Source organism: Thermoleptolyngbya oregonensis NK1-22, assembly GCF_032705245.1.
Taxonomy (GTDB): Bacteria; Cyanobacteriota; Cyanobacteriia; order Elainellales; family Elainellaceae; genus Thermoleptolyngbya; species Thermoleptolyngbya sichuanensis.
Genome location: NZ_CP053540.1, coordinates 919,922 through 937,539, shown reverse-complemented (window position 1 = coordinate 937,539; position 17,618 = coordinate 919,922). Strand labels below are relative to the sequence as shown.

The window sequence follows — 17,618 nt, the reverse complement described above, 5'->3', positions numbered from 1 at the left end:
ACTTACCTAACTCTTAGCGTTCCCAATCTAGCAATAGATGTAACTGTAAACACCAGACGCGCAATAGTGGGGGAATACTGATACAAGGCAAATGGGACGAGGCAGATGGGACAAGGCAGAGTAGATGCAACTCGTTTTCGCTCGTTCTCGGTTTTCGCTCGTTCTAGAATGAGGAGATACAGTGATTACGGGCGTGACCGTGGGTCGAGACGTATTTTTATCGGCGTTGCTGGCTGGGTGGATGGGTAATCCTCGTGGGATACCCCAAGTAGATGAACCTGGAACGATCTTAATCCGAACAGCGCGATCGCGCGACCTGCCCGATCTAGCCGAGGTGTTAGCGAGCAGTTTTCACAATCCAGACGGGCTGCTGAGCTGGGCCTATCCGCTGTTTCGAGCGGGTATTTTGGACGATTTGCGCGGCCGGCTGCATCGCAAAACGCCGCACTATACCTGCCTGGTCGCCGTTGAACAGCACGGCAGCGACGACACCCTGACCGAGCGTGTAGTGGGCACACTGGAGATGAATCTGCATCGTCCTGCATTTTGGAATGTGGTGGGCGATCGCTATCTCTATATTTCCAACCTAGCGGTGCGGTCGGGCTATCGGCGGCGGGGCATTGCGCTGCAACTGCTGCAAGCGTGCGATCGCATTGCGGTCGAGTGGGGCTTTGCAGCACTCTATTTGCACACGCTAGAAAACAATACAGCAGCCCGACTGCTGTATGAAAAGGCAGGCTATCACGTCAGTAAATCTGAGTGGAATCCGTTCACTTGGGCAATAGGGCAACCCCAGCAGCTTTTCTTGCAAAAACGTCTGTCACAATCACAGGGATAGGTCAAAGCCACAGGGATAGAACTTATAGAATGCATTGAGCAAGTGCATTCTATAAGTTCTACCATCGGTTCTACATTCAGTTCTATGCCAGTGGAGAGGTGCCGATCGCAACGGTGGAACAATCTGCACTTCTTGACATCCTTAAAGTTTGTTGGCTGAGCTGCGATCGCCCAGCCAATGCGGAGTGATTGAGGATTATGGGGACTTTTCAGGGGAGCTGGCTAGACAGCGCTAACGCAACTTTACGAGAGGTTTAAATTGTCGCATCCAACTTTTACTGGGGCTTTATAAAGCTATTGTGGGTTCCGATGCGTTCTGGATTTGCTGCCCTTAGAATTAACTCTAGATACGGACTACCGTCTGTCCTCAGAGCTTCGTGGGAACATGCTAGATACCGCTAAAGGGAACCGCCAAGATTCTGCTCGTCAAGAGTCTGCTGCTGTCAGCGATCGCGATTTGCACCATTCATCCCCTCGCCTGACAACTCAGCAGAACGGGTTGCTGGACAATGCGGAGATTTCTCAGCCTGTTGCGAAGGGCGATCGCACAAATCCCACAGGTTCAGACTATTCTTCTAAAGAGAGCCTTCAATCGTCCTCTGGCTCGGCCTCGGCTGAGCGATCCCCTAGCGAATCCGCTGCGAACACCTCCGTGCAAATTATTGACTGCACAAATCCAGACGAGCTTTTGCGCTATATCCAAGAAGGGCGCGTGCTTGCGGTCAATAAGCGCAGGCGCAACGGACTCGTTCTCTACAAACAGTTCCACGCTGAGTTCGCTGGGCCTGGCGCAGCAGTCGGTGGCGTGTTTGATGCAGACTGCAAGAAGGTGATCCCGGTGGGCAACTTGTCGCTGGTGGCTCCAGAAACCCACGAAGAGCGCCAAGAAGCGTACCTAATTCGGCGACAGTGGATTCGCCTGACGCAGCAGTTTACCGACACCTCCGAGGCGATTCAGCGGGCCAAAAAGATTTTGAACCAGTTTGAAACCTACTTCGACGCACCTACTATTGCTCGCATTCCCGATGAGTCCTTCGCGCTGATGGTCGGTGTCATGCCCAGCACCGTCCGCTTGGCCCGCCGCCCCCCGGCTGGCAAAGTCAGCGTTAAGGTGCGGGGCTAGCAGGGCGCAGTGCCCCCTCATTCTCCGGGTGTCTGCGATCGCGCTTGGCGCACCATTGCAATCAGCGTTTGATGCGCGTCTTCCGAGTCTTGCAGCGGATGGTCAAAGGTGACGCGCAGAGGGATTGCTGTCCCCGCTTGTTCCGCTTCTAGCGTCATGCCCTCCGGGTCAATCGACACCATCTTCGCCGCCGTGGCCGCCGCTGCCCCGCCGTAGACCTTGGCATAGAGCAACACCGCGTCGGCGTGGTCTTCGTTCATATGCTTGCAAATGCGATCGCTGATTGCAGGAGAAAGGATGTCGGCCATGAGAGGTTAAGGGGGTTGGAGGGTTAAAACAGCGCGTGTGGAAGCAGGAAAACCTGGCTCAAAGGTTCTTGTTTCCTCAAGGGTTCCTTGCCAGGGAGGATTGAGGGAATCGGCTTGCAGCCAATAGATTAAGACATAGACTTAATTGAAGACGGAGACAAGCTAAGAGGGTGTTTGAAAAAGTATCGCCTGTAATGTTAAGCACTCAGAGATCCCCCCTTAGCCTCCCTTAAAAAGGGGGGAAAACCGCCTTAAAGTCCCCCTTTTTAAGGAGGATTTAGGGGGATCTTGCACGCTTTGCTACAAACAGTAGGACTTTTCAAACATCCTCTAAGACGCAGACAAGCCACCCCCCAAAAAGAATACACCCAGCCGAAACAGGCTACTGGCAATAAACGCCAACAGCATGAACATAATCACCACATTCACCACGTTGCGAACAGACTGCATAAGCGTTCTGACCCTCACATAGGGCGCGTAGACGTTGGACTGTAATCAGGGTTCAAGATTCAGTAGGGTTCAAGGTTTCATTGTAGGGTTTGGATGGTTTCCAAGTTCTTTCCAGCAAACCTCTAGCGCCCGACCCTCCCTTATAACCCTATCAAGTTTGCGCCCCCGTCGTAATCTGAACAACCCAAGGCCAATCTCTGGTTGTGATAGAACCTGTGCAGGCATTTCTTGGGCTGCTTTCGAGTCCGCGTTCTGAGTTCCAACGTAGACTACCTGGTGGTTCCGGGATCACTGCTGTCGATGAAGTCGCTGGACGCGAGACCGAACCCTGGTTCCAAAATCAGCAATCTCAAACCCAAAATCGATATGGCGCAGGAAATCGAGCGAAAGTTTCTCGTGGTGGGCGATCGCTGGCGTGGGCTGGCGGAAGGCACGACCTATCGCCAGGGCTATCTGCTGTCGGGGGCAGGGCGGACGGTGCGGGTGCGGGTTGCAGGAACGCGGGGCTTTTTGACGATTAAGGGCGCGACGGAAGGAGTATCGCGCAGCGAGTTCGAGTATGAAATTCCCCTGGCAGATGCGGAAGAATTGCTGAATACCCTGTGCGATCGCCCGCTGATCGAGAAAACTCGCTACAAAATTCCCTACGAAGGGCTGACTTGGGAAGTGGACGAGTTTTGGGGCGACAACGACGGGCTAATTGTTGCCGAAGTGGAACTCTCTAGCCCCGACCAGACGGTGCAACTTCCCGACTGGATTGGCGAAGAAGTCTCCCACGATCCGCGCTATTTCAACGCGGCGCTGGTGAAGCATCCCTACCGCCAGTGGCACCCCGCTCCAGGATCGTGATCCTTTTTCCTCCAGATCTAACACTGCCCAATACGGAAAACCGCCCCAACTTTAACGGTTTTTTCCTCACGATCAGCGATCCCCGACTCGTACAATTTGAGTGCAAAATAGCGGGTGAGTTGCGATAGGAGCCGGATATGAACCAAGTAAAAACCCTGGCGCTGTTGAGCCTGTTGAGTGGGCTGCTGGTCGGCATTGGCTGGATGCTGGGTGGTTCCAGCGGGGCGCTGATTGGACTGGCGATCGCCGCCTTTACAAACCTGATGTCCTGGTATTCGTCGGATAAGATTGCGCTGGCTGCCTATCAGGCCCAGCCGATTACCGAAGCCGAAGCACCGGGGCTGTATGCAATGGTGCGGCGGCTGTGTGAGCGGGCAGACCTGCCGATGCCTCGGATCTTCGTCATTCCCTCTCCAGGAGCCAACGCCTTTGCCACCGGGCGCGACCCAGAACATGCGGCGATCGCCGTTACGCAGGGCATCGTGCAAATGCTGACAGAGCCGGAGCTAGAAGCCGTCATTGCTCACGAACTCAGCCATGTCCGCAACCGCGACACGCTGACCCAAGCTGTAGCAGCAACGGTTGCTGGGGCGATTTCCTGGCTGGCGCAGATGATGCAGTACAGCTTGATGTTTGGCGGCATGGGCAGTCGCGACGAGCGCGAGGGCGGCGACAATCCCCTGGGGCTGCTGTTCACCGTTCTTCTAGCGCCGCTGGCTGCCAGCGTAATTCAGATGGCGATTTCCCGCACCCGCGAGTTTGAAGCTGACGCTGGTTCTGCCCGGATGACGGGCAACCCCCGTGCCTTAGTGAGCGCGCTGCAAAAGCTGGAGGCAAGCGCCCGACAAATGCCGCTGCGGGCCAATCCTGCGTTTGAGCCGCTGCTGATTATGAACGCCATTCCTCAACAATTTCTCTCCAGCCTCTTTTCGACCCATCCAACCACCGAAGCCCGCATCGAAAATCTGCTGCGGGTCGAGCGAGAGCTTTTGGCCGCAGGAGACTCGGCAACGCTGAAGTCGTCTGGATTCTAACTTTGTGCTGAGACTGTCATTTCCTAAGACTGTCATTTCCTAAGACTGTCATTTCCTGAGGCTGTCATTTCCTGAGACTGTCATTTGAGCCTGCCGCAATCCGGCTCTCCCGCTATATTTTTAGGTTTTTAGGAGGCAACGCGATGAGCTTTGAGCCAAATTCACCGAACGGGTCTGACCAAGAGCCAATCGTCCTGGAAGCACGACCCGCTACGGGCGACCACGGCTCTGCCTTGGAAGGGCTGGATGAAATTCAGCGAGAAACCAAGGCGCTGATTGATGCCATTACACACCGCGCCCAACAGGAAGCCCGTTCCGCAGGGGAGTTTACCCGCGAAACCTATCTCAAGGTGGTGCGCCAGGCCCGCGAGGCCGTTGAGCAGAACCAGCTTTTCAAACCTGAAGAATTGGAGCAGTCAATCGGCTCGATTCAAAAGGAAGCGGAGAAAAACTGGAATGCGCTGGTGAGCGAGGTCAATGAACTGGGCGATCGCCTTTCAGAGGCGGCCAAAGCTGCCTGGGAAAAGCTGATGGAAGACCAAACGCCAAAGTCATAAATCTTTCGGTTGCGCTTCGCTATCTGTGCCAGCAGCGGCATGATCTTCCCAGTCGTGCGATCGCGCAGATGGTCATACCCTTTGGGTAAATAGGGGTTCCCGCCTATTCAACTTTGAATGAATCTTTGGGAACCTCGATGGATTGAATTTGACCCGATCACAGTCTCAGATGAGACAGAAGTGAATTACAGGAATCAATCAATTTTCGAGGTTCCCCTTGCTGTTTCAAATGAGCTAGGCAGCGCGAGTAAATACACCCCACAGGAAGATCAGCAGCATTGCCCCAATCACTGCCAGGATAATGCTGGTCAGGTTCAGCCCTGTAACGGCTCCACCCAACAGCACCGTGCCCAGCCATCCGCCCACCATTGCACCCAAAATACCCAGCAGCGTTGTGGCAAAGATGCCGCCGCCCTGCCGTCCTGGATAAATTAGCTTTGCCAACGCGCCCGCGATGAAGCCCAACACCAGCCAAGTCAACAGATTAGCCATGATTTTTCTCCCACAGTTTAAAGAGCAAATTAAAGAACAAATTGATCTCAACAGCCGACGGATCTGCTCAGTCCATAGAAGCGTTTAATTCAATGGAAAGCAGTGCGTTGACCCAATATTTCGGTACAACGCATAACCTGCTCTGGAAAATCAAAAAACGCTGCACAGGGCGATCGCTCGATATCCCCTGTTAGTTTTGCAAACTTGCTTGATATGTTGAATGTTACGAGATCACATGTCAGCAAACTTCATTCCGCAGGGATATTAAGCTGCGATCGCCCATTGTTGCGGCTATCCCTCCAGGGAGACTTCTGGGTCAGTTTCTGGGGCGGCTTCTGAGGTGGCAAATTCGGTGGCACGGGCAAGGGGCGGGCGAACGGACAGGTAGACCAGCGGCCCCAGCAGGGGAACCAGCGCGATCGCCCAGAACCAGCGGCTTCCCAGACCCCGCCGCGCCAGATCATCGCGCAGCAGCACCGGAAACAGCGCCGACAGGGCAACAAAATCCAGGCTCATGACGTGAATAAACTTGCTGGTTTGCCACTGCTGCACAAAATCAGCCCAGTTGCCCTGGGTGAAGCCGTAGACCAGCAGGGCGATCGCCCCCAATAGCAGCACGCGCCCCGTCCAGACGGAATCCAAGATGCGAATCAGCCAGGACGTTTCGCCGATAAAAGTGGGATTCGGCTTTCGCAGCGCCAGATAGGGCAACAGGGCAAACGCACCTACGGCAAAGCTACCCGCCGCAAAGGGAAACGCCCGCACCCGCTGCCCGCGCCCGTCGGCATACAGCACCGCGCTATAGATTAGCGGCCAGATGCCCATTAGATTAAACAGCGCAACAATCAGGGGATTGATGCCATTCCACTGGCCCGTTGAGAGGTTCTGAATCAGGCTAAGCGTTTCGGGGCGATCGGGCGGCGCGAGGAAGGCGGCATAGGCAATAAAGCCGAACCAGATAAACCAATACAGCATGTTGGGGGTTGGGTGGCGGCGACGCGATGTTGGAACGATAACGAACGGTCTACTGCCCTTGTGCCACAGGTGAGCGAGAAAAAGCAAGCGGCATGGGGGAGAAATAAACAAGCTGGAGAGGGCGATCGCCCCATCCAGCCTGCCCGGTTTATTCACGCCGGTTTATTCACGATTGATTCAAGCTAAGGCGGCTACAACGCTAGGCGGCGCAGTTTCCAGACTCTACTTCAACCGTCACGGTGTTAAATCCGGCTTTATTCAGAATCGTCCTGAGCTGCTCTTTGGCGCTGCTATTGGCGGCTTTGAACAGGTTGCCGCTGCACGCTTTTTCGCGAATGATGGCGAGTGCTTCGTGCTGCGCTTCTTCATATAGTTCGGCGGTCGCAGCAGGGCCAAACCACGAGCGGTAGTCGTCGATTTTTGAACTCCGCGCAATGTCGAGATTGATGTTCAAAATCCGAGGAGCGGGCAATTCGGCCTTGATGACGCGATTCTTGAAGTCGAGATCTGAAACCACCAAGTCTTTCAGGTTAAAGCCTGCCTGCACCGTGCCCACGCCTTCATAGATCAGGCTGGTTTTTCCAATAGGAATGCCCAACTTTTTGGCGACTTCTTCCACCTTGACCGTAGCATAGCCGTCCGTCGTGGCAGCCACAAACTCGCTGGCATTTTCCACACCGCTAAAGATTAGGTTTCGCACGCTTTCAGTTGTCACGATCTGGGCCGGACGGAACAGCGAAAACAGCAGCATTGCCAACACTGCAAGACCCACTAGCCCCGCGCCGATGTAAACCTTCGCGCGATCGCCCAATCGTTCCACGATCCCTTGAGCCATTTTCGGTAGTACCTTTTAGTAAAGGACAGAGGAAAAGCTGAACCCGCCCTGTTCTGCTAGCTTCTCTCTAACACGGTGATTGTAGTCGTGGATGAACGTCCAGATCGCACCAATGTGGTTCTCTAGCTTCTTGGAAAAGGACAGTGTCTTCCTCACCAACCGGGAAATCCGCTGCCTCAGGGTGTTGTTCAGGCGTTCGATGTAGTTCGTCAAACCGCTCTCTTTGCCCACCGCCGCATGGCGTTTGCTTGGGATGACGGTAACGTAGGCCTCCCAGTAATCGGTATAGACTTTGGCACACTGTCGATAGACCGCCGGGATGGATTGCCAGAGGGCGATCGCCGATTCCCGAGAGCGCTCACCGATGTGGCAGCCGATGATTTCTCGGGTATCGGCATCGATCGCCACCCAGACCCACTGCTTGTTGCCTTTGTGATCGACAAAAGACCAGAGTTCATCCATCTGCACCTTCAGCTTGCCTTTCGCCTTGGGGATGACCGCTGCCGCTTTGGGCACGGCTTCGTAGCATGCGTTGACGTAGGTCTGCAGCCAGCTATCCGAGACATCGCTGACCCGGGCAATACCAGCTAGCGGAATTTTCTCCAACAGTAGTAGATCGACGAAAGCCCGAGTGTCCTTATCTTTCGGCTTCCATTGAGGATCCTCGACAAATTGACGGTTGCAGTCTCGACATTTGTAGTTTTGCTTGCCACGCCGGGTGGTGCCGTTCTTGGAGATGTCGTGAGACCCACAGGTTGGACAGGTCATCTCGATAGTCATGGAGCCTTCTCCCCCAAAATCTACGAATAGGACAACGTTACCTTGTTTTTCTGTGTCCTTTACGATAATCCACTACCCCATTTTCAAAATACCCAACGAATTCATGTTTGCTCCTTTAGCGTCTTGATTCGGATCGTGACCTCTGTTTTTCAAGCGTGAAGCCAACAGGTGATGCCAGTTCTCAATGAAGCACCACTGTCTTCTAGGTTCACACTATTCACACTTCTATAATCACAAGCGTTTTCGAGCTTTGTCATCCAGGAAATCACAAAGATTTTGAAAATCAAACCATGACTGATAACAACCAGTCCAGACCAAATCGCTTTAGCCCCTCAGATTAGCTCTCTTTGGCAATCCATATTCGGCAATAAAGCAATCACACACTTATGAGTAGACTATTTATGAATAGGCTGTTTATGAATAGACAGCTTATGAATAGACAGCTTATGAATAGACTGCTAGGGAAGCGGTTTCATGCCGGCGGATTCTGGATCAAAGCCTTCCGGGAATTGAGTCGGGCAGGGATGAATGGGCGGATAGGTAATATCTACACACAAACTCCTGGACGTTTTTTCGTCAGAATAAAAGGCTCCTTGAAAGTTGGTTTCATCCAGTCTCGTCCCCTGTAGATTGGCTGCGCCCAACTTTGCCCCTCGCAAATTCGCTTCTTCCAAATTTGCCCCCTGCAAGTTGGCTCCCCATAGAACTGCGCCTTCTAAATTCGCTTCAACCAGGCTGGCCTTGGGTAGCTGAATTCCGGCCAGGTAGGCCTTTGCCAAGTCCACCCCGTCCAGGCTTTCCGGTTCCCACTTGGAACAGAGCCAATCTTCAGAGATGCAAATCCAGGGAAAATGCAAACGCCAGTTTGCCCCTGGCGAAGCATTCAGAAACTCTAGAGCCAGGATGCGTCCTCCGTTCCCGCTTTGTCCCTGGGCGTTGGTGATGGTCTGCCAAGCTGCATAAACCTGATCGTCGCGCCGCTGTTTTTCTAAGCCGATGTAACTGACGACGGCAATGATAAGACCCAGGTTACCCAACAACCCCAGCAGGCTGATTAAGGCCTGATTTTCTCCCCAGGAAAGTAGTGGCTCCCAAACCCGCTTCTCCATCCAGACAAAGGGTTTAAGCAAGGCGCTGGGCTGCGGGGCGGGTGGAGTTTGTCCGATTTCTTGGGACGAAACTGGATCATCGATATGCTGCTGAGCGTTGATCGAGGTTTCGGAATAGGCGGGGCTGATGGGGTGGAGAATTGGCGAAGAGAGGGTTGCAGTTCTAGAGGGTTCACTGCCAGAGGGTTCAGTGATAGAGGGTTCATCTCTAGAAATAGATGAACCGTAATGACTGCGATCGGCTGCAAATTCCAGGCAAGCCCTGATATCGGTTGCTGTCAGTTCTGGGAATTTATTGACAATTTCAGCGATGGATTGTCCGTCGGCAAGCCAGCCCAAAACGTCATACACCGTGATACCTGTGTGGCGAATGTATGGAGTATCGCCATGCTCATCAGGCTTGATTGTGATAACACTACGATTGCTCATAGCGGAAAAATTGCGACAGAAGGATTGCGAATGATGGATATTTAGGATCTAACTTTACCAAGGCTCTCGGCATCGAGAGAGGTTTCAAGTCCTAGAGAATTTGGCAGAATTTGGCTCTCGATCTCGATTTTTTCCTCTGGCAGCGCGATCGCCTTTCCGTTTCGTTCTGCCAGGTCAGCCTGAAAATCTTCCGACGACTCCTCGCTGTCGCCTAAGGCTTTGGTAATGCGGGCCAGGCGGGCGGCGGTGGTAATGCTCTCTTCCGTGAGCAGGCCGATGACGTGGGTGGGGTGATCGCGCTCGACGACGGGGATCTGGTGCAAGCCGCGAGTGCCCATGCGGGCGATCGCCTCTTTCAAAGTTTCGTCGCTGTAGGCAAACAGGACATGAGTGGTGCAGAGGTCGCGGATGGGTCGCTGGAGCAGGTCGGGGTCTTCTTCGGCCTTGAGAATTAAGCGGTTGATGTCGCGCAGGGTCAAGATACCCACTAGTGTTTCGTCGCCGCCCAGATAGTCTAAATTGTTCAGGTGATCTACGTTATCTAGCCCGGCCAGGTTGTCCATCACCAGGGCGCAGGTGGCCCGCTGGTCGATTAGGGTGCGGGCGGCTTGGGCCAGCAGCAGGTTCGCAGACAGCTTGAGGGCGATCGGCTGCAAAGCATCGACCACTAACAGCGATGCGGGGACGGAGATTCCGGCAATCGTCTCCTCTGGGGCTTCCTGCTGTTCGCCGTCGGAGTCCATCAGTTTGGTGGGTTGCAGGGTTTCCACTAGCCAGATGCTCAGCCCCACCGCCGACATCAGCGGCAAAATGATGCGGTAATCTTGCGTTAGCTCAAACAGCAGCAGGATGGACGTGAGCGGGGCGCGGACGCTGCCTGCTAGCACTGCTGCCATGCCCACCATCGCATAGGCTGGCGGCGAGGCCATGTAGGGATGCAGCACGGGCAGGGCGATCGCCAATGTCTTGCCATACACCAACCCCAGCGACGCGCCCAAAAACAGCGCCGGGGCAAACACGCCGCCCACAAACCCGCTGCCAAAGCTCACCGCCGTCATCACCAGCTTTAGCCCCAGCAGCGCGATCACCATCCGCAGCGGAAACTGCACATCTTGCAAAATGGACTCGATGGTTTCGTAGCCCACGCCCAGAATTTGCGGAAACCACAGCGCCACAGCCCCAACCGCAATGCCACCCAGCACCGGATGCAGCGGATTGGGAATTTTCGCCAGCCACTGCGTCCCCGGCAGTTGCCCCTGAAACGCCTGCTGGGCGATCGCCATTGCCTGCCGATAGAGAATGGACACCAGACTGGCAAACACCCCCAACCCCACATACAGCGGCAGTTCTAGCAGACTCCGCACCTCGTAGGCCGGCAGCGCAAAGGCAGGCTTTGCCCCCAGCCCAATCTGCGCGATCCACGCCGCCACCACCGCCGACAGCAGCACCACACTCGCCGACGACGGGGCAAACAGGCTGCCTAGCACTACTTCCAGCGCAAAGAACACGCCTGCAATCGGCGCATTAAACCCCGCCGCCAACCCCGCCGCCGCACCCGCCCCCAGCAGCAACAACTGTCGCGCTTGCGATACCTTCAGCGCCTGCCCCAGCAGCAGGCTAAAATTTGCGCCAATTTCCACACTCGGCCCTTCTGGCCCCAGGGACGCACCGCTGCCCAACGATACTGCGGCCGCCACCATCTTGCTCACAGGCTTGAGCGGGGCCAGTTCCTTGCCGCCCTGCACCGTTTCCATCAGCGCCGACAGGCCCGGCCCAAAGCCCTGCACGCCCCAGCGCAACCCGCCCACCAATAGCCCGCCCAAAATCGGCAGCAGAGCCAGCGTCCAGTGTCCCCAAACGGACAGCACGCCCGCCACGCGCCCCAGCATGAGTTGGTTGACGAGGTGAATCAGATAGCGAAACGTAACCACGCCCAGCCCCGCACCCGTGCCGATGAGCAGCGCCAGCCCCAGCAGCCGGGAATCGGGCGTAGGTTGAAACCGGGTCAGCATCGCACTGAGGCGCAGGGGCTTGGCAGGAGCCGCGCTATCGGTTGCGTTTGGCAAAGTTGGCCCCACAGTTTGAGGAGAAGCAGGCATGGCGGCAAGTTGGGGCGAGAAGGGGCAGATCTATCTCTATTCTGTGGGATTCTGCACCAAAGGCGATCGCCCCCAAAGGCTCAATTTGCCAAACTGGTTTAGCAGCGCCAGTTTACCAGCGCCAGTGATTTTTGCCGCGCCAAAACACGCCGATAATCAAGCCCATCAATGCAGGCTGGCTGGGCGGCAGCAGTGAGGGGATGCCAGAGAGCGATCGCACCCACACCATCACCACCAGGCAAGCAATCAGTCCCCAAAGAACGCCCAGGTTAATAAAAATCTGCCGCTGAAACTGATCCAGCAAATGCACCGCCAAAGCTCCCACGCCAATCGCAATGGACAGCACAATCAGCAAATCCAGCGGCGGCGAAAAGATCAGGGCATTCGCCCGCGCCACAAACGGCAGTCGAGAACCGCCCCACCACAGCAACAGTTCCACCGCAAATAGTCCAATCACGGCATAGCCTGCCGTCTGAAACAGCGGCAGCCAGGGCAGTTGCTTGATTCGGCGGAGGGGGTTGGACATGGTGAGGGAATGTTGGGCTGTAGGCGTTTTGGCGTAACGGGGAGGAGCATTGCGGGTTTGGCGTATTGCAGGCGACTACTCGCGCATCCTATCCCCTCATCCCATCATCTCTAAATCTCCGCCACCCTGCATCCCCCATCACGCTACCAAGCGCTGACTTGCCGACAGCACCGCCTGCCGCGCCCACTGATCGGCTGCAAGGATGTCGTCGAGGGTGGGCTGGGGCAGATTGTGCGGATGATGGCGATCGCACGCTTGCTCAATCAGTCGGGGAATGTCGAGAAACTGGATTTTTTCCCGCAGGAACAGATCCACCGCCTGTTCATTGGCAGCATTCAGCACAGCGGGCATAGAACCCCCTGCCCGTCCCGCCGCATAGGCCAGCCCCATGCAGGGATACTTCTGATGGTCGGGGGCACGGAAGGTAAGATCGCCACATTTCACCAGGTCGAGTCGTTCCCACTGAGTCGGCACCCGGTCGGGATAGGACAGGGCATAGAGCAGCGGCAAGCGCATATCGGGCAGCCCCAACTGTGCCAGCACGGAGGTATCTTCTAGCTCGATCAGCGAATGGATGATGCTCTGGGGATGGATGACGATTTCGATGTGGTCATAGTCCAACCCAAATAGGAAATGCGCCTCGATTACTTCCAACCCTTTGTTCATCAGGGTGGCAGAGTCGATGGTGATTTTACGCCCCATCGTCCAGTTGGGGTGCTTGAGCGCGTCGGCAACCTTAACAGTGGCCAGCTTTTCCACCGGCAAATCGCGGAATGCGCCGCCCGATGCCGTTAGCAGGATGCGCCGCAGCCCGCCCTCTGGAACCCCCTGGAGGCACTGGAAAATGGCGGAATGTTCTGAATCTGCGGGCAACAGCTTCACGCCATGCTTTTGCACCAGCGGCAGCACGACCGGGCCGCCCGCAATCAGGGTTTCCTTGTTTGCCAGCGCAATGTCTTTGCCCGCTTCGATGGCAGCAATGGTGGGCAGCAGCCCCGCACATCCCACAATCCCCGTCACCACGGCCTCGGCATCGCCAAAGCGGGCGACTTCGACTACGCCATTTTCGCCCGCGAGCAGGATGGGTTGCGGCGTGAGGTCGGCGATCGCCTCTTTCACCTGGGGCAACAGCGCCGGATCACAAATTGCAGCAATTTGAGGGCGAAACTGGCGAATCTGCTGAGCCAAGAGGTCTACGTTTCGCCCCGCCGCCAGCCCCACAATCCGAAACTGGTCGGGATATTGGCTCACAATGTCCAGGGTTTGGGTGCCGATGGAGCCAGTGGAGCCAAGCAGAGTAATCGCTTTCACAATTGCTTAAGGAATGAGCAGCAACTCCACTATAAAACGCAGCGTTACCGTAAAACGTGGCGTTACTGAGAATTCCCTAAATTCTGATGCAACCTTTAGATACGCCCATTAAGCAAAGGGTTCCAGGCTGCGACGAGCAGCTTCAGAGAGGACATCCTGCGCCCAGGAATCAATGCTTTTGCCTGCGTGGTCGGCGGCACGGCACAAATCGGGCGTGGCTTTTAAGGCGATAGTTTTGGAATCAGGCTGAAGACCGGGGCGATCGGGTTCTTGCTGAGTTTCCTGGCAGAATTCCAGGTATACATCAATACAGCGGCGAAACTTGCGCTCTAGCTCAGCCGCAGTCTCGGCTTCAAAGGTCACGACATCCTGAATGTCGCGGACGCGACCATGCAGCACGCCGGCCTGAATATCCACCTCTATCTCTGCTGTATAGCCTTTGTATTCCAACATGTTGTGTTCCAACATCTTGCATTCCAGCGTGTCAATCTTGACCCGAACCCATCATCAGCGTGATTCGTGCAACTCAGACCCGGCAACTTCAGACTCAGCAACTCAGACTCAACTGAAGTTTCTACCTTAGTTGAGAACTAGCTGCTGTGGCGTTCCTCAAAGGAGGGAATCTTGGATCAGCCCTGGGGAGGTCGCCAAATCAGGGCGATCGCCGCAGGGCAGAAACACAGCCGCGAGCAGGCAACAGATTTCCGCAAGCAAACTTACAGATCTGCAAGCAAGCTTAACGAAAGAACGTTTGGGAACGAATCTATCCTAGACCCGATGAACTTTTGAAAAAGCCTATCAGGTTTCGCAATAAGATACCAAGAAGTTCGATTGCAAGATGTGCTAGCACCTGCCTCTAGTCTGTTTCATCAGCAAAACGCCGAAACCCGGACAGATTCCCAGCCCAACCCTCGAAATTCCTCGATGGTTCACGCCGTGGGCGATCGCCAAATCCAGGATTCCAGGCTTTTAGGCGATTTCGATCTTAGCGCGGCAGGTTAGCAGTTGTGGGTGGAACGACTGGTATGCAGAACCAGTTGCAGGCAGAACCAGTTGCGGGCAGCACGATAGATTAGGTCGCCGTGGCATTGACCGTTGGATCAAACAGGGTGGGATCAAACAGGTTGCTAAAGTCTAGGCTGTTGGGTTGCACATTCTGCAAAATTGCCAGCGTCCTGCTTCCATAGCGGATGAGGGTGTCGCTGCCGCTGGCGCTAAAGGTCAACTGGCTAGGAGATAGGCCGCCCGTTAGTCGCAGTTTGTCTAGCCCCACCTCGAAGTCGGCGATCGCATCCACGCCCGGCCGCAGGCCCAGCACGAAGGTATCTCGCCCAGCACCGCCCACCAGCGTATCGTTGCCGATGCCGCCGTCTAGCAGATCATTACCATCGCCGCCGCGCAGCAGGTCATCGCCACTCAGCCCCAGCAGCACATCGTTGCCGCCCATGCCGTTAATCGTGTCGTTGGAGTTGTCGCGGCCTGTAACGCGGTTGTCATAGTCATTGAGGAAGGTGACAACGTTACTCCGGAAGACGGTCAGGTCTTCGCGCCAGTGGATAACATCAAAGTCATCGGCGATCGCCGTTTGTCCATCAAACAGCAGGTTGCCGCTCTCAACCAAGTTGTCGAGATCCTTCAGCGCAAAGTCCTTCAGGCGAATCGTGAAATCGGACGCGCCATCAAAGGTAATCAGCAGGTCAGCCCCGACCTGGGTCAGCAGCATGTTTCTTGCAGTGAACGGCGCACCCACTAGCTGAATCGTATCCATCTCATCCGGATTTGCCGCTGTAACGCTGCCTGTGCCCACACCGCTGAAGTTTGCAATCACGACTTCGCGGCCCATCGAGACTGAGAGGGTTTCCTTTCCAGAACGCACTAGGGCTTCAGAGTGACCCAGTTGCAGCACAAAAGTCTTGTTGCCGCCTGCGCCATCCAGCGTCGCAGGAGGGGGTGTCGGCGACACGGGCACATTGTCCGGCGGGTTGGGTAACTCCCCGCCACCCGGCTGGTCGTTCTCTCCGCTACCGGGCGGGCCCGATCCATCTGGCGGAGTCGGCTGGGTTGGTGGGGCCCCGTCTGCGCCGCCAGAATTGGGTGGGGGCGGCCCGATTGGCGGCTCTGGCAGATTGGGCGGATCGATGGGCGGGCTAGGAAGCTCATCGTCGCCATTTCCCGACCCTGGCGGCTGGGGCAGTCCGTCGTTGTCGCCACTGTTTCCGCTATTGCTACCATTGCTGCCACCCGGCGCATTGCCACCCGGCGCATTGCCACCCGGCGTATGATCACCGGGCGCATCTGGTGTACTATCACCTGGCACCTCACCACCGGGCGTATCGCCTGGATTACCCAAATTGGGTGGCGGTTGGGTTGGCCCTGGTGGAGGGGCAGGGGGTTCCGGAGTGTTTGGGGAATCTATTCCGGGCGGGCTATCGATGGGCGGCTGAGGACTGTGTGGAGTCCTGGGTGATTTTGGCTGGCCGCCGCCCCCGCCGCCCCCATTGTCAGGGCTTCCCGGATCGCTGCCGCCATCGTCGCTGCCAGGACTTCCCGGATCGTCGCCATCCAAATCGCCGATAACGGGATCGCCTCCTGCCCCATCCGCTCCAGGTTCGGAAAGTTCTAAGGTTGGATACTCAAAGGCGGGTGGAGGGGTTGGGCGCGTCGGCTCTCCGCCATTCGTGGGGTCTAGATCGGATGCGGGCGGATCTCCGGCTCCGTCGTCGGGCCAAGTTTCGCCGTCAAGAATCGGAAACTGTGATCGCTTCCCGCCAGCTTTTGGCAGACTGGGGCTATAATCTGCGTCTGGTTCCGCGGGGATGGCGGGTTTTGGTGGGGCAGTCTCTTGAGGACGCAGCGCACCTGGGGCGATCGCCCCATCTACAGCAGATCCACTTGTCTGCCCTGGTACGTGCAATGCTACGAGATCGTCAAACTTTCCGCCTGCTCCAGACGCTCCTTCTGCTCTGCCCACTCGATCCAAATTGGCCCAGCGGCAGAGCCAGTCGAGGCTTTCGGCCAGTTCCACAGGCTTAGCAGGATTCCAGCGATGCGCCTCGGTAGACAGCAGGTGGTACAACAGTAGCGCGACAAGAGCTTCGGTCTGCTCTGGTCTTTCCGAGTGAAATCGCAAAAATTGGGACGACAGCCCTGCGACGCTCAGACCGATCCAGGGCAAGACCGATTTTGAAGCGGTGGGAGCATCGGTTTCTAGGGTTGGGCTGGACTCTTCCGCGACTGGCGTTTCGCTGGGTTCATCGACGACAGAGTGGGGTATTTGCTGCAACCACTTGAGGAAGTCGCTGGCCGTGTGGATTTGAATGCTGCCATCAAAATTGAAGTAGTTTCCAGGTATGAATGCAACAATGCTTAATCTATCCCGCTGGGCGATCGCCAACTCATGTGGCTTGGAATCGTGATCCTCTCCCCACTCATGCCCCTCTGGCAGCGGCACAAGGCAGATATTGATTTGGTCAATCAGGTCTTCAACTCGCTGTGCCAGTTCTGGATGTTGATACTCGGTGCGAATCACGTCCAAAACTCGATCTAGCCCTGGCTTTAGAACCACCACCGGGACGCGAGTCCGAATTAATTCTTGAACAATGCTGTGGGCCTGCTTTTGCAGCTCGACGATAAAAGAGTCAATCTCTGCGCCTGGATACAGAAACGCAAAAACCTCGCTAGCCAAAATCGCAGCAGGCAGGCTAGTCGAGGAAACCAGCGAAACGTGAGGGGGGCGGGCAGGACTCACGAGAAATTTCCTGAGGGGAGCTAAAACCAGTAGTAGTCTATAGGTTCATCTATTTGGGGGATGCGGCCACCTATGCCAGTAGCTTAACCGGACTAGATCCACTCTAAAAAGTGGCACAGCTTAGAGGTTCAAACCCTGGAAAAAGCTCCACCTAGC

General features: G+C 55.8%; 16 protein-coding genes and 1 pseudogene. 5 read left to right on the top strand and 12 right to left on the bottom strand.

Going from position 1 to position 17,618, the window contains the following annotated elements:
- The first annotated feature begins 181 nt into the window (after nucleotides 1–181).
- Both HNI00_RS04005 and HNI00_RS04000 read left to right on the top strand, forming a co-directional pair.
- The gene (locus tag HNI00_RS04005; protein WP_316790886.1) at nucleotides 182–838 is read left to right on the top strand and encodes a GNAT family N-acetyltransferase; all 657 of its coding nucleotides are present in this window, start codon (nucleotides 182–184) and stop codon (nucleotides 836–838) included.
- A 384-nt stretch (nucleotides 839–1,222) separates the two neighbouring features.
- On the top strand, nucleotides 1,223–1,960 hold the full coding sequence (locus HNI00_RS04000) for a hypothetical protein (RefSeq protein ID WP_316790883.1): 738 nt from the start codon (nucleotides 1,223–1,225) through the stop codon (nucleotides 1,958–1,960).
- 17 nt (nucleotides 1,961–1,977) lie between these two features.
- Here the strand turns inward: HNI00_RS04000 and HNI00_RS03995 are convergent, their stop codons facing one another.
- The gene (locus HNI00_RS03995) at nucleotides 1,978–2,268 is read right to left on the bottom strand and encodes a DUF2470 domain-containing protein (RefSeq protein ID WP_316790881.1); all 291 of its coding nucleotides are present in this window, start codon (nucleotides 2,266–2,268) and stop codon (nucleotides 1,978–1,980) included.
- 816 nt (nucleotides 2,269–3,084) lie between these two features.
- On the opposite strand from HNI00_RS03995, the gene HNI00_RS03990 reads away from it, so the two are divergent.
- The 3 genes from HNI00_RS03990 (at nucleotide 3,085) to HNI00_RS03980 (ending at nucleotide 5,158) form a co-directional block, all read left to right on the top strand.
- Nucleotides 3,085–3,567, top strand: coding sequence for a CYTH domain-containing protein (locus HNI00_RS03990; protein ID WP_420156299.1), 483 nt, complete (start codon nucleotides 3,085–3,087; stop codon nucleotides 3,565–3,567).
- 137 nt (nucleotides 3,568–3,704) lie between these two features.
- Nucleotides 3,705–4,601, top strand: coding sequence for a M48 family metalloprotease (locus HNI00_RS03985; RefSeq protein WP_316790878.1), 897 nt, complete (start codon nucleotides 3,705–3,707; stop codon nucleotides 4,599–4,601).
- A 143-nt stretch (nucleotides 4,602–4,744) separates the two neighbouring features.
- Nucleotides 4,745–5,158, top strand: a complete 414-nt coding sequence (locus HNI00_RS03980) for a hypothetical protein (protein WP_316790876.1) — start codon at nucleotides 4,745–4,747, stop codon at nucleotides 5,156–5,158.
- 234 nt (nucleotides 5,159–5,392) lie between these two features.
- On the opposite strand, the gene HNI00_RS03975 is transcribed toward HNI00_RS03980, so the two are convergent.
- The 11 genes and pseudogenes from HNI00_RS03975 to HNI00_RS03930 form a co-directional block, all read right to left on the bottom strand.
- The gene (locus HNI00_RS03975) at nucleotides 5,393–5,650 is read right to left on the bottom strand and encodes a GlsB/YeaQ/YmgE family stress response membrane protein (RefSeq protein ID WP_316790874.1); all 258 of its coding nucleotides are present in this window, start codon (nucleotides 5,648–5,650) and stop codon (nucleotides 5,393–5,395) included.
- 291 nt (nucleotides 5,651–5,941) lie between these two features.
- Nucleotides 5,942–6,625, bottom strand: a complete 684-nt coding sequence (locus HNI00_RS03970; RefSeq protein ID WP_420156298.1) for a DUF2834 domain-containing protein — start codon at nucleotides 6,623–6,625, stop codon at nucleotides 5,942–5,944.
- Nucleotides 6,626–6,824: 199 nt separating this feature from the next.
- The gene (locus tag HNI00_RS03965; RefSeq protein WP_316790870.1) at nucleotides 6,825–7,460 is read right to left on the bottom strand and encodes a DUF4230 domain-containing protein; all 636 of its coding nucleotides are present in this window, start codon (nucleotides 7,458–7,460) and stop codon (nucleotides 6,825–6,827) included.
- 15 nt (nucleotides 7,461–7,475) lie between these two features.
- Nucleotides 7,476–8,228 carry an IS1 family transposase gene (locus tag HNI00_RS03960; protein WP_316793393.1) on the bottom strand — a complete coding sequence of 251 codons (753 nt, stop codon included), beginning with the start codon at nucleotides 8,226–8,228 and terminating at the stop codon, nucleotides 7,476–7,478.
- Nucleotides 8,229–8,698: 470 nt separating this feature from the next.
- Nucleotides 8,699–9,349 (bottom strand): pentapeptide repeat-containing protein, encoded by a 651-nt coding sequence (locus HNI00_RS22050; protein ID WP_420156297.1) that lies wholly within the window; start codon nucleotides 9,347–9,349, stop codon nucleotides 8,699–8,701.
- Between the two features lie 228 nt (nucleotides 9,350–9,577).
- Nucleotides 9,578–9,778 (bottom strand): annotated as a pseudogene (locus HNI00_RS22045) (DUF433 domain-containing protein); the annotation flags it as partial.
- Nucleotides 9,779–9,819: 41 nt separating this feature from the next.
- Complete coding sequence (locus HNI00_RS03950) at nucleotides 9,820–11,877, bottom strand: chloride channel protein (RefSeq protein ID WP_316790866.1); 2,058 nt, start codon at nucleotides 11,875–11,877, stop codon at nucleotides 9,820–9,822.
- 112 nt (nucleotides 11,878–11,989) lie between these two features.
- Nucleotides 11,990–12,403, bottom strand: a complete 414-nt coding sequence (locus tag HNI00_RS03945; RefSeq protein ID WP_297075299.1) for a hypothetical protein — start codon at nucleotides 12,401–12,403, stop codon at nucleotides 11,990–11,992.
- 138 nt (nucleotides 12,404–12,541) lie between these two features.
- A complete protein-coding gene (locus HNI00_RS03940) occupies nucleotides 12,542–13,714 on the bottom strand; it encodes a 1-deoxy-D-xylulose-5-phosphate reductoisomerase (protein WP_316790863.1) in 1,173 nt (390 codons plus the stop codon).
- Nucleotides 13,715–13,822: 108 nt separating this feature from the next.
- Entirely contained in the window at nucleotides 13,823–14,167 is a 345-nt protein-coding gene (locus HNI00_RS03935; RefSeq protein WP_316790861.1) for a type II toxin-antitoxin system HicB family antitoxin, read from the bottom strand.
- A 619-nt stretch (nucleotides 14,168–14,786) separates the two neighbouring features.
- The gene (locus tag HNI00_RS03930; RefSeq protein WP_316790859.1) at nucleotides 14,787–17,462 is read right to left on the bottom strand and encodes a calcium-binding protein; all 2,676 of its coding nucleotides are present in this window, start codon (nucleotides 17,460–17,462) and stop codon (nucleotides 14,787–14,789) included.
- Between the last annotated feature and the right edge of the window lie 156 nt (nucleotides 17,463–17,618).

Excerpts from the sequence above, each read along its gene's own strand:
- HNI00_RS03975 (WP_316790874.1), bottom strand. The coding sequence starts at position 5,650 with ATGGCTAATCTGTTGACTTGGCTGGTGTTGGGCTTCATCGCGGGCGCG.
- HNI00_RS03990 (WP_420156299.1), top strand. The coding sequence starts at position 3,085 with ATGGCGCAGGAAATCGAGCGAAAGTTTCTCGTGGTGGGCGATCGCTGG.
- HNI00_RS03995 (WP_316790881.1), bottom strand. The coding sequence starts at position 2,268 with ATGGCCGACATCCTTTCTCCTGCAATCAGCGATCGCATTTGCAAGCAT.
- HNI00_RS04000 (WP_316790883.1), top strand. The coding sequence starts at position 1,223 with ATGCTAGATACCGCTAAAGGGAACCGCCAAGATTCTGCTCGTCAAGAG.
- HNI00_RS03960 (WP_316793393.1), bottom strand. The coding sequence starts at position 8,228 with ATGACCTGTCCAACCTGTGGGTCTCACGACATCTCCAAGAACGGCACC.
- HNI00_RS03980 (WP_316790876.1), top strand. The coding sequence starts at position 4,745 with ATGAGCTTTGAGCCAAATTCACCGAACGGGTCTGACCAAGAGCCAATC.
- HNI00_RS03935 (WP_316790861.1), bottom strand. The coding sequence starts at position 14,167 with ATGTTGGAATACAAAGGCTATACAGCAGAGATAGAGGTGGATATTCAG.
- HNI00_RS03950 (WP_316790866.1), bottom strand. The coding sequence starts at position 11,877 with ATGCCTGCTTCTCCTCAAACTGTGGGGCCAACTTTGCCAAACGCAACC.
- HNI00_RS22050 (WP_420156297.1), bottom strand. The coding sequence starts at position 9,349 with ATGGAGAAGCGGGTTTGGGAGCCACTACTTTCCTGGGGAGAAAATCAG.
- HNI00_RS03985 (WP_316790878.1), top strand. The coding sequence starts at position 3,705 with ATGAACCAAGTAAAAACCCTGGCGCTGTTGAGCCTGTTGAGTGGGCTG.
- HNI00_RS03945 (WP_297075299.1), bottom strand. The coding sequence starts at position 12,403 with ATGTCCAACCCCCTCCGCCGAATCAAGCAACTGCCCTGGCTGCCGCTG.
- HNI00_RS03965 (WP_316790870.1), bottom strand. The coding sequence starts at position 7,460 with ATGGCTCAAGGGATCGTGGAACGATTGGGCGATCGCGCGAAGGTTTAC.
- HNI00_RS03970 (WP_420156298.1), bottom strand. The coding sequence starts at position 6,625 with ATGCTGTATTGGTTTATCTGGTTCGGCTTTATTGCCTATGCCGCCTTC.